The sequence below is a fragment of the Staphylococcus parequorum genome, from assembly GCF_039237145.1.
GTDB lineage: Bacteria > Bacillota > Bacilli > Staphylococcales > Staphylococcaceae > Staphylococcus > Staphylococcus equorum_A.
In genome coordinates this window covers 1873541-1886091 of sequence record NZ_CP150682.1, presented here as the reverse complement: position 1 = coordinate 1886091, position 12551 = coordinate 1873541, and the positions used below count along the sequence as shown (strand labels likewise).

9 protein-coding genes are annotated in these 12551 nt (G+C 31.9%); 7 read left to right on the top strand and 2 right to left on the bottom strand.

Annotation, left to right across the window (positions count from 1 at the left end; translation table 11 throughout):
- Window positions 1–194 precede the first annotated feature (194 nt).
- Entirely contained in the window at window positions 195–653 is a 459-nt protein-coding gene (menI, locus tag AAA453_RS09120; RefSeq protein ID WP_427704514.1) for a 1,4-dihydroxy-2-naphthoyl-CoA hydrolase MenI, read from the top strand.
- A gap of 268 nt (window positions 654–921) precedes the next feature.
- Here menI and AAA453_RS09115 read toward each other — a convergent pair whose 3' ends face one another.
- Window positions 922–1218 carry a HesB/YadR/YfhF family protein gene (locus AAA453_RS09115; RefSeq protein WP_069815759.1) on the bottom strand — a complete coding sequence of 99 codons (297 nt, stop codon included), beginning with the start codon at window positions 1216–1218 and terminating at the stop codon, window positions 922–924.
- Window positions 1219–1572: 354 nt separating this feature from the next.
- Window positions 1573–2181, bottom strand: a complete 609-nt coding sequence (gene plsY / locus AAA453_RS09110) for a glycerol-3-phosphate 1-O-acyltransferase PlsY (protein WP_427707056.1) — start codon at window positions 2179–2181, stop codon at window positions 1573–1575.
- A 204-nt stretch (window positions 2182–2385) separates the two neighbouring features.
- On the opposite strand from plsY, the gene parE reads away from it, so the two are divergent.
- From parE to AAA453_RS09080, 6 genes are all read left to right on the top strand, one after another.
- The gene (gene parE / locus AAA453_RS09105) at window positions 2386–4380 is read left to right on the top strand and encodes a DNA topoisomerase IV subunit B (protein WP_427707054.1); all 1995 of its coding nucleotides are present in this window, start codon (window positions 2386–2388) and stop codon (window positions 4378–4380) included.
- Window positions 4377–6779, top strand: coding sequence for a DNA topoisomerase IV subunit A (parC, locus tag AAA453_RS09100; RefSeq protein WP_427704513.1), 2403 nt, complete (start codon window positions 4377–4379; stop codon window positions 6777–6779). The genes parE and parC overlap by 4 nt, the downstream gene beginning before the upstream one ends.
- Before the next feature lie 253 nt (window positions 6780–7032).
- The gene (locus AAA453_RS09095) at window positions 7033–8478 is read left to right on the top strand and encodes an alanine/glycine:cation symporter family protein (protein WP_285323867.1); all 1446 of its coding nucleotides are present in this window, start codon (window positions 7033–7035) and stop codon (window positions 8476–8478) included.
- A gap of 160 nt (window positions 8479–8638) precedes the next feature.
- On the top strand, window positions 8639–9493 hold the full coding sequence (gene glcT, locus AAA453_RS09090; protein WP_069815753.1) for a glucose PTS transporter transcription antiterminator GlcT: 855 nt from the start codon (window positions 8639–8641) through the stop codon (window positions 9491–9493).
- A gap of 336 nt (window positions 9494–9829) precedes the next feature.
- Window positions 9830–10927 (top strand): acyltransferase family protein, encoded by a 1098-nt coding sequence (locus tag AAA453_RS09085; protein WP_427704511.1) that lies wholly within the window; start codon window positions 9830–9832, stop codon window positions 10925–10927.
- Window positions 10928–11258: 331 nt separating this feature from the next.
- Entirely contained in the window at window positions 11259–12485 is a 1227-nt protein-coding gene (locus tag AAA453_RS09080) for an AI-2E family transporter (protein ID WP_069815749.1), read from the top strand.
- Window positions 12486–12551: the final 66 nt, after the last annotated feature.

Sequence of the window (12551 nt, the reverse complement as noted above, 5' to 3'; positions counted from 1 at the left end):
ATTAGCTGTCTGATATATAAATTCACTTGTTTTAAGTTCTTATGCAAGAGCTTAAGCACTTGTATTTCTTTATCTAATCAGTCTTGTGGGGGGTGGGAAAATGAAATCAAACGTTGATTTCTGTCCTGCTCCCTTTTTTATGTTAATATTTAATGTGTAATAATGACTATGTGTATTTGAAAAGAGGACGTAAAATGATTTACAGTATGACAAAAATAGAATCACGTTATCAAGAGACAGATCAAATGGGCGTAATCTATCATGGTAATTACCCTACATGGTTCGAAGTCGCACGTACAGACTATATTTCTAAATTGGGCTTCAGTTATAAAGACATGGAAGATGCGGGTATTATCTCACCAGTAACAGATATAGATATTAAATATATTAAATCCATCACGTATCCAGAAAAGGTAACAATTAAGACTTGGGTAGATAAATACTCTAGATTGAGATATGTTTATCGTTATGAGATTTTTAATGAAGCAGACGAGTTAGCGACTACAGGATCTACTACTTTAACTTGTATTAAAAAGGAAGACTTTAAACCAATTAGACTAGATAAGTATTTCCCAGAGTGGCATGCAGCTTATCTTGATATTGATCAAAAAAATAAAGCGGGCGAAACGTTAGAGCTTGTAAAAGGTATTTAACTCAATACTACTTTTCGTTAAATGTTAATTAAAAGATACATGGTAAAACAAATAAAAAAGGATGATTTCTATATTATTTAATAGAAATCATCCTTTTTCTTGTTTAACTTTAATTCTTTTATCTCGAAAGCTTCTTTAATTATACTAATGATAAATCATTTGAATCTAAAAGTTTAAATACAACTGTTTAAGCAATATTATATAGAAGAAAGATAATAATCAACACTGATTGTACATTAACTTAAGTTCAAAATAATTTAACTATATATTATTTAGTAGTATACGAAATTTCATCAACACTATCATTTATATCGATGAATAAATTATCATCTTTAAAATACCATAAATCTTTTTCAGCGATGACTACGTCTAAACCTTCGTAATTATTTTCGTAACCAATTTCAACTTCATCTTTTCTGTCTACGCTAAAGGCAGGGCTAAATCCTTGTTTTAACTGAAATTCTCCACCATAACGAACGAAAAATTGTAAGACTTTATCACCTTCGGGTAATTCAAGTTCTTCTTTAAACCAAGACACTGCATTATTTGAAAGTTCTATTTCCATAATAAAAGTCTCCTTTCGGTTCACAAGTGCTTAACTTATGATAGTTAGTGACTAATCTAAAAATTAGTATTATATACATTACCCGTTTTGAGTAATACTAAAGATATTATAGCATAAATTATCAAAAAATTATTTGAAATCAATTTAGACATATGTGAAATAGCGAAAATCTATGTTAAAGCACTACATTAGTAGTATAATAGAAGTAATGATGTTTTAAAGTGATCGAAGAAATTAATTCTTCGTACGTGGATGTTAGGGGTCTTAAGCTAAAAATAAAAAGCTGGAGGCAATGAAGTCCTCTAGCTTTTTATTTTAATTACTTGATTGTTTACATAGTGACTTGTGTAATAGTTACATCCATTTTATTTTGGGTTCTTCACCTTTGAAAATTCTTACAATATTAGAACGGTGTCTAATAATCAGCAATACAACTACACCGATGCTAACGATAACTAAGATGACGTCTCGAATGAGTACAGCACCAATAAGACAACAGATTGACGCAATAATACTTGAAAGTGAAACATATTTTGTTAATTTCAATATTATAAAGAAAATAGCTGCTAGTATAATTAATAAGACAGGATTCATACCAAGTATAACGCCAGCACTTGTAGCAACGGCTTTACCACCTTTGAATCCAAGGTAAACTGGATATACATGACCTAAAATTGCGAAAGCACCAACGATTAATCCATTTGTGAAAAATGAACTAATAGGACCTTCTGCACTGACAGGTAACCATAGTGGGAAAAAGACAACAATGAAACCTTTAAATATGTCTAAAAAAGTAACTAGGAAGCCTGCTGGTTTACCTAATACTCTAAAGCTATTTGTCGCGCCAGTGTTGCCACTACCAAATTCTCTGATATCTTTTTTATAAAATAATTTTCCTATTACATAGCCACTTGGAAATGCACCAATGAGGTAACTTAGTATCAACATGATTATAATCATCATCATATATAATCCACATCCTTTAATGACATTAAAATTATTTTACCATACAAGACCATAATAAGACGAATAAAAATTTTCATAGAGGAATGAATTATTTTTTGAAAATTGATTTGGTGCTTGCAATTTATCCAGATTTATATAAGAATAACTAATGTATAGTTTTAAAAACGAACGTATGTTTGTAGGAGGGCGAAACGATTGGCAATGAATAAACAAAATAACTATTCGGATGATTCCATTCAGGTTCTTGAGGGGTTAGAGGCCGTAAGAAAAAGACCTGGTATGTATGTTGGTTCTACCGATAAACGTGGATTACATCATCTAGTGTATGAAGTTGTCGATAATTCCGTCGATGAAGTATTAAACGGTTTTGGTAGTGAAATCATAGTAACTATCAATAAAGATGAAAGTATTACAATAGAAGATAACGGACGTGGCATGCCAACAGGTATCCACACGTCAGGGAAACCTACTGTTCAGGTCATTTTCACGGTACTTCATGCAGGCGGTAAGTTTGGGCAAGGCGGATATAAGACTTCAGGTGGATTACACGGTGTGGGCGCATCAGTTGTCAATGCGCTGAGTGAATGGTTGGAAGTTGAAATCTGTAGAGATGGTACGATATATACCCAAAGTTTTAAAAATGGTGGTAAACCATCATCAGGACTTGAAAAACATGGTAAAACAAAAAGAACAGGTACAAAAGTAACGTTTAAACCAGATCCTGAAATTTTCAAAGCAGCAACTTCATTTAATTACGATATGTTAAGTGAACGATTGCAAGAGTCGGCTTTTTTACTGAAAAGCCTAAAAATCACGCTTAGAGATTTAAGAGCTGGTAAAGAACGTGAAGATGTTTACCACTATGAAGATGGCATTAAAGAATTTGTGAGTTATGTTAATGAAGGCAAAGAAGTATTACACGAAGTCGCTAATTTTGCAGGTGAAGCGAATAAAATTGAAGTAGAAGTAGCATTTCAATACAACGATCAATACTCAGAAGGTATCTTGAGTTTTGTTAATAACGTTCGTACTAAAGATGGAGGCACGCATGAAGTTGGTTTTAAATCAGCTATGACACGTGTGTTTAATGATTATGCGCGACGTATTAATGAATTAAAAGAGAAAGATAAGAATCTAGATGGTAATGATATAAGAGAAGGGCTTACAGCAATTATATCGTTACGTGTGCCGGAAGAATTACTGCAATTCGAAGGACAAACCAAGTCTAAGTTAGGTACACCAGAAGCTAGAAGTGCAGTTGATTCCGTTGTGTCTGACAAATTGCCGTATTATTTAGAAGAAAAAGGGCAATTATCTAAATCTCTAGTAAAAAAAGCTCTGAAAGCCCAACAAGCGAGAGAAGCAGCACGTAAAGCAAGAGAAGATGCACGTTCAGGCAAGAAAAATAAACGTAAAGACACATTACTTTCTGGGAAATTAACACCTGCACAAAGTAAAAATACTGAGAAAAAAGAAATATACTTAGTAGAGGGTGACTCAGCAGGTGGTTCTGCTAAATTAGGAAGAGATCGTAAGTATCAAGCTATATTACCGCTAAGAGGTAAAGTAATAAATACAGAAAAAGCTAAACTGGATGATATATTCAAAAATGAAGAAATTAACACAATCATCCATACAATTGGTGCGGGTGTCGGTAACGAATTTAAGATTGAAGATAGCAATTATAATAGAATCATCATCATGACAGATGCTGATACCGATGGCGCACATATCCAAGTGTTGTTATTAACATTCTTCTTTAAGTATATGAAACCTTTAGTAGAAGCTGGCAGAGTATTTATTGCACTACCTCCTTTATACAAATTAGAAAAAGGTAAAGGTGCTTCGAGAAAAATTGAGTATGCTTGGACTGACGAAGAATTAGAGCAATTACAAAATAAATTAGGTAAAGGCTTTACACTACAACGTTATAAAGGTCTTGGTGAAATGAACGCCGATCAATTGTGGGAAACAACAATGAATCCTGAAACTCGAACGTTAATTAGAGTACAAATTGAAGATGAATTGCGTTCTTCTAAACGTGTGACAACATTAATGGGTGATAAAGTAGCGCCACGACGTGAATGGATTGAAAAAAATGTTGAATTTGGCTTACAACAAGAACAAAGTATTTTGGATAATAATGAAATTCAAATTTTAGAACAGGAAAACCCCGATGAGGAGGAAATAAATTGAGTGAAATAATTCAAGATTTATCGCTAGAAGATGTTATTGGCGATCGATTCGGTAGGTACAGTAAATACATCATTCAAGAGCGTGCATTGCCAGACGTTCGTGATGGGCTCAAACCTGTTCAAAGACGTATTTTATATGCAATGTATTCAAGTGGAAACACATATGATAGAAATTTCCGTAAAAGTGCTAAAACTGTCGGTGATGTCATTGGACAATATCATCCACATGGTGATTCCTCTGTGTATGACGCAATGGTTCGACTGAGTCAAGGATGGAAATTACGCCATGTACTAATCGAAATGCAAGGGAACAATGGTAGTATTGATAATGATCCAGCGGCAGCTATGCGTTATACGGAAGCTAAATTAAGCCGTATCTCAGAAGAATTATTAAGAGATATTAATAAAGAAACAGTGCCATTTATGCCGAACTATGATGACACAACAATGGAGCCTATGGTCTTACCAGCAAGGTTACCTCATTTATTGATTAATGGTAGTACCGGTATATCTGCAGGTTATGCAACAGATATACCACCGCATAACTTGGCAGAAGTAATTCAAGCAACGCTTAAATATATTGATAACCCTGATATTACAGTGAGTCAATTGATGAAATATATTAAAGGGCCAGATTTTCCTACTGGTGGTATTATCCAGGGTATTGACGGTATCAAGAAAGCTTATGAAACCGGTAAAGGTAAAATCATTGTCCGTTCTAAAGTAGAATTAGAGGAACTACGAAATGGTAGAAAAGAGCTTATCGTTACTGAAGTACCTTATGAAGTGAATAAAAGTTCACTAGTTAAAAAAATGGATGAGTTACGCGCAGATAAAAAAGTAGATGGTATCGTTGAAGTACGTGATGAAACAGACCGAACTGGTTTACGTATAGCAATTGAATTGAAGAAAGACGTAAATAGTGAAGCGGTGGCGAACTTCTTATATAAAAACACTGATTTACAAGTTGCATATAACTTTAATATGGTTGCGATTAGTGATGGACGTCCTATACTTATGGGCATTCGCCAATTTATTGATAGCTATATCAATCACCAAATTGATGTTGTGACAAAACGTACGCGCTATGAATTAAACCATGCTGAAAGTAGAATGCATATTGTAGAAGGTTTAATGAAGGCACTTTCTATTTTGGATGAGGTCATAAAACTCATTAGAAGTTCTAAAAATAAAAAAGATGCTAAAAATAACTTAGTAGCTGAATATGATTTTAGTGATGCTCAAGCTGAAGCGATTGTGACGTTACAATTGTATCGTCTTACAAATACAGATATTGTTGAATTACAAAATGAACATGATGAATTGAAAAAAACGATCGAAGCTTTAAGAAACATCCTAGATAATCATGATGCCTTATTAAATGTTATTAAAGAAGAATTAACTGAAATAAGAAATCGCTATAAACAAAAACGTTTGTCTTCAATTGAAGCGGAAATTACGGAAATCAAAATTGATAAAGAAGTTATGATACCAAGTGAAACTGTAATCATGAGCGTTACAAAACATGGTTATATTAAACGTACTTCTTTACGTAGTTTTAATGCAAGTGGCGCCGAAGAAGTTGGTGTCAAAGAAGGCGATGAGTTGCTTAAATATCAAGAAGTTAATACTTTAGATACTGCACTTGTCTTTACTAATAAAGGACGTTACTTGTATATTCCAGTGCATAAATTATCAGAGATCAAATGGAAAGATTTGGGTCAACACGTATCACAAATCGTACCGATTGATGAAGGTGAACATGTCGTAGATGTCTTTTGTGAACGTGACTTTAAACCTGAAGCATTTTATATTCTTGCTACACGTGATGGTATGATTAAGAAAAGTAATGTTTCTATGTTCAAAACTTCACGCTTTAATAAACCATTAGTATCAATGAAGTTAAAAACGGATGATGAAATCATTAATGTCATGCGCATAGAAGAACTACAACTGATTACAGTGCTTACACATAAAGGTATGTCCTTAACATATAGTAGTGATGAACTTTCTGATACTGGTTTAAGAGCAGCTGGTGTTAAATCTATTAACTTAAAAGACGAAGATTATGCAGTGCTTACACAATTGATATCTGAAAAAGATTCAATTCTAATGGCGACACAAAGAGGTTCATTAAAACGTGTAGGATTTAAAGTATTGCAAACAGCAAAACGTGCGCAACGTGGTCTTACATTGTTGAAAGAACTTAAGAAAGCACCTCATCGTATTGTAGCTGCCGAAGTTGTCCAACCAGGACAAAAGCAATATACAATCTATTCAAATAAACAACAAGAAACAGGCGAGATTAAAGATATTCATTTATCAGAACAATACACAAATGGTAGTTTCATAGTAGATATTAATGACTTTGGAGAAGTGGAAAATTTAGTTGTTAAATAATATAAATTGAAAAAACTGTTAGTAAATACAACTATATAATGATAAAATACCTTTTAGGTGCAATAAAAAATAAAACCAAGAGATTTATAGTGGAGCAAGATATGATAGTGCAAAGCCTTTAGCTAAACACTTTTAAACCTTCGCTCACTTTCATGTGCACATATGCATTTTGATTATTAATATGTACATGAAATAACTATAAATCTCTTGATTTTGCTATAAAATTTAAATTATATAGATGAGAGGGATTAAATTGAGTAATTTTGATAGTTTAATTCCAGATTGGTTCAAAACTTTTGTTCAAGTCGGGAATGATTTAATCTGGTCGCAATACCTAATTGGACTACTAATAACAGCAGGTTTATACTTTACTATTAGTTCTAAATTTGTTCAATTAAGATGGATTCCAGAAATGTTTCGTGCCATTGGCGAAAAACCCGAAACACTAGATAGTGGTAAGAAAGGTATCTCGCCATTCCAAGCTTTTGCAATAAGTGCGGGATCTCGTGTCGGTACAGGTAATATCGCAGGTGTGGCTACTGCAATTGTTTTAGGTGGACCAGGCGCTGTGTTCTGGATGTGGGTTATCGCATTGATTGGTGCAGCGAGTGCTTTTATAGAAGCAACTTTAGCACAGGTATATAAAGTACCTGATGAAGATGGTGGTTTCCGTGGTGGACCAGCTTATTACATAACTAAAGGTTTAAATCAAAAATGGCTAGGTGTTTTATTTGCCATATTAATTACAGTGACATTTGCATTTGTGTTTAACACTGTGCAATCTAATACGATCGCTGAATCATTAAAAACACAATATAACGTAAGCCCTGTTGTAACAGGTGTCATTTTAGCAGTACTAACAGGTGTTATTATTTTTGGTGGTGTCCGTAGTATTGCCAAAATATCATCAGTCATCGTACCATTTATGGCAATCATATATATCGGTCTTGTAGCTGTTATTTTGTTTATCAATTATGATCAAATAATTCCAATGATTACTACAATTGTTAAGAGCGCCTTTGGGTTTGAACAGGCGACTGGTGGTGCTGTTGGTGCAGCGATTTTACAAGGAGTTAAACGTGGTTTATTCTCCAACGAAGCTGGTATGGGTTCTGCACCTAATGCTGCGGCAACAGCAGCCGTTCCTCACCCTGTAAAACAAGGTTTAATTCAATCGCTAGGTGTATTCTTTGATACTATGCTTGTTTGTACAGCAACTGCGATTATGATTTTATTATATACAGGATTAGAATTTGGTGAAAATGCGGCACAAGGTGTTGCAGTAACACAATCTGCACTTAATGAACATTTAGGTAGTGCTGGTGGTATTTTCTTAACAGTAGCAATATCATTATTTGCTTTTTCATCTGTAGTAGGAAATTATTACTATGGACAATCAAATATTGAATTTTTATCTAAAAACAAAACATTATTATTTGTTTTTAGATGTTTAGTTGTTGTACTTGTATTTGTAGGTGCAGTAATTAAAACAGAAACTGTTTGGGGCACAGCCGATGTATTTATGGGCTTAATGGCAATCGTCAACTTAGTCGCAATTATAGGATTATCTAATATTGCATTTGCAGTTATGAATGATTACCAACGTCAACGTAAAGCAGGTAAAAAGCCTGTCTTTAAACCAGAAGAATTAGAAATTAATTTATTTGGCATTGAAAGCTGGGGCATGAAAAAGAAATAATTATATAAAGTGATTGTAACTATGTATTTTCTATAAAATGAAAATGCATAGTTTTTTTATGTAATAATACTATGAAATTAATAGAAAAGCGTTTTACTACTTTCAATTTTATAAATTTCACTATATAATGCTTATTGACATAATAAGAAGGATGAGTGACATGAGTTCTTACCTTATTACAAAGGTTTTAAATAACAATGTAATTATTTGTACTAATGAAATGCAAGAATATGTATTAATTGCAAAAGGCATTGGTTTTAATAAAAAGATTGGAATGACATTACATGAAAACCAATCCATTGAAAAAGTATATATATTAGATCAAAAATCACAACAAGATCATTATAAAACATTGGTTGAATTAGCTGATGATAACTTGATACAAGCCGTGATTGATGCAGTAAATATTATTACCAATTCGGTAATGAAAATAGACAATCAAAAATTGGTTGTATCGTTAACAGATCACATTATTTTTGCTTATAAGCGTATGAAACAAAATCAATTAATTAATAATCCATTCGTCATGGAAACAAAGCAATTATATAGTGAGGCATATGAAATAGCAGAAAAAGTAATTGAACGATTAAACGATGTTTTAGAAGTGAATTTTCCTGAGGATGAGATTGGTTTTATCGCATTACATATCGCTTCTAATACTGAAACAGTGTCCATACGTGAGATGGAAACGATAAATGTGTTGATTAATAAAAGTATCTTTATTTTAGAGCACGATTTGAAACATACAATAGATAAAGAAACGGTACAATATCAACGGTTTATTAGACATATTCAATTTTTAATAAGAAGATTAAATAAAGGGGAAGTATTGCAAAAAACAAGTGCGTTTGAAGAATTATTAAAAACGCAGTACCCTTTGTGTTTTAATATCGCCTTGAAAATAATGAAAATGTTGCAACAAGAACTGAATGTTACTATATATGAGGCAGAGGTCATTTATTTAACATTACATGTTTATCATTTTATGGCTGCTAAGCCGTCAGATCAAACATAATTTAATTCATTGCAAAATCGGACAATGATATAAACTTATGTATAAAAATTATTATATGCCCCAGTTAACACTGCTAATAGCACTTAGTCATTTCAAATGACTAGGTGCTATTTTTAAAACCACAAACTAAATTAAAAAACTTTGATATTTTAATTTAAATAAAAAGTAATTTTACTTTTTAAAAAGGTTGAAATGTAAAGAGTGTTTAGAAAATATTAAATAACATATAATAATGTATTAAGATTCAACTTTTCACCGCCAACAAGGTTTACAGCTTATGTTGAACATTATAGACTTAGTCTTCAGGTTAATTATGAGTAGGGGGGCTACAGTTGCGTGAAGTATTATGATGAAGTGCCTATTATAAGAGCAGTAGCGGCTATGTTAGTTGTAGCAATTCATACAGTCAATAGTATTGGTTATTCAGCTTCAACAGGCGATTTTACTTCTGACGCTTTAGGATATATCAATCAAATGGCAAGATTAGGCACGCCTATATTTGCTGTTATTAGTGCTTTTTTATTGACGATATCAGTTATTAATAGAGGATTTAGTTTGAATTACTTTATGAAATCTAGATTTAGTAAAATCTTTATCCCTTACATAATTTGGACGATTTTTTATTTGTTATATAGAGAATATTTTTTACATAACCTTGAGGATGACGGTAAGTTAATTAACTATTTTGTTTATGGTAAAGCTAATTTTCATTTATACTTTATTTTGACTGTCATTCAATTTTATTTTCTTTTTCCATTTGTGCATAAATTTAAAAAAGGTTGGCCAATCATATCGGTTTTCATTTTAGCGACCATTGTCAACATTGTTTGGATCGTCATTCAGCCAATTTCATTAGGTGGCGGAGGCGTCGAACGCTTTGTTAATGATAAACTGTTTATTTTGAATTGGATTTCATTCTTTATGCTAGGCATTGTATATGCTAAATTTTATAATGAAATAAAAGAATTGATATTTAAGTATAAAACGCCGCTTACTATAATTATTGCAATATTATTTATAGATTTACTCATAAGTATTGATTTAGAAAATCTCAATAGTTCAATCACAATATCGAACATTATTTATATTCCATTCTTTATCGTTTTTCTTAATTACATGTACGAGCATGTTAAGAAAAATAAGATTGTATTAAATACGTTAACGGTAATTGGTAACTATTCAATGGGGATATACTTAGTTCACTATGTTGCCATACAATTTGTGAAAAGATTACCAATTGTAGAGAATATAGCACCACAAAGTAAATTTGTGAGTGTCTTTATTGCAGCAGTTGCACTATCTGCATTATTAGTATACTTAATTGGTAAATTACCTTATGGCAATTATATCGTTCCGATTCCTAAAAAGAAGACGAATAAAAATAAAGATATTACCGAAGAACCAGTTCGTGAAAATGAACCCACTTTAAATTAACAATTTAGAGCTCTCGTATTATTGTGGAATATACTAACTTCTAGGCAAACCAAGCAAATTTTCACGTTTGGTTTGTCTTTTTTTATTAAAAGCTGTAGTAGTACAAAAATAATGAAAGTATTGTTGTACTTTTATTATGTGTATAATTTCTCAAAAAGATTCTTACGATATATAATGTGGTAAAATATATGTTTGGAAGATGACGAATGTGTTAATATTAATATTAGCAAATAAATCGACAATGCATTTTATGTTCGTAGTTTTGTACTACGATTTGTATCATTTAATGTTAAATTATAATTTTAGAATCAAATTAAGGTATGGTGAGTATATGTCGAATGAAGAAAATATAAAGCAAGAAAAAAAGAGTGGAAAAGATAAATTGAGACTGAGTTTTCCAGAAACCCGCTTCATGAAGTTTTTAGGCGGTAAAGATTTACTTTTTGGTTTGTTGATTTTAATATTAGTAGGTTTTTCAATTTTTATATTTGATCAAGTTTCTTACATTTTCAAACCATTTATTATCGTATTTAATACGCTTGCAGCACCTATCATTGTATCAATTATTCTCTATTATTTATTTAACCCGGTAGTTAATTTAATGGAACGATATAATATTCCAAGAGTTTGGGGCGTTATCATTCTATTCCTACTCATCGTTGGTGTAATATCATTGGCAATTAATCTACTTATTCCAGTGATTGGGTCACAATTCAAAAGTTTTGGTAATAATTTCCCATACTATGTCGATAAAGTGAACCAATTTATTGATAGTCTTACTAAATTTTCTGTGATATCTAATTTCTATACGCAGATTCAAGATCAACTTGATACATTAGCAAAAAAATTACCAGGTATGGTTTCTGATTATTTTAATGGTTTTGGATCTAAAATCAAGAATTTTGCCGAAGCATTAGTCAATGTTGGTGTAGTAATTGCAACAACACCATTTGTATTATTCTTTATGTTAAAAGATGGCTATCGTTTCAAAGATTTTTCTACAAAATTGATGCCACCAAAATTCAGAAAAGATTTTCATGATTTATTAGACAAAATGAGTGTTCAAGTAGGTTCTTATATCCAAGGACAAATTGTTGTTTCGTTCTGTATTGGAATTCTATTATTTATTGGTTATAGCATTATCGGATTAGATTATAGTTTAATCTTAGCATCTATTGCAGCTGTAACGAGTGTAGTACCATACATTGGTCCTACGATTGCAATTTCACCTGCAATTATTATTGCATTAATTACTTCACCAATCATGTTGTTGAAATTAATTATCGTGTGGACTGCTGTACAATTTATTGAAGGGCACTTTATTTCACCGAATGTAATGGGTAAAACACTGAAAATACATCCACTAACAATTATTTTTATCTTGTTAAGTGCGGGTAACTTACTCGGTGTAGTTGGGGTTATTTTAGGTATACCAGCATACGCTATCTTAAAAGTGCTTATTTCACACTTATATTCTATGTATAAACGTAGATATAATAAATATTATGGTCAAGATGCAGGCGAGTATCAAACTTCATCAGAAGAAGAAATTCGTTAATATCAACGCATCCTTCGATTAGATTGCACAGTAGCTGTCTGATATCTAAATGAAGTTTTTTCAGTT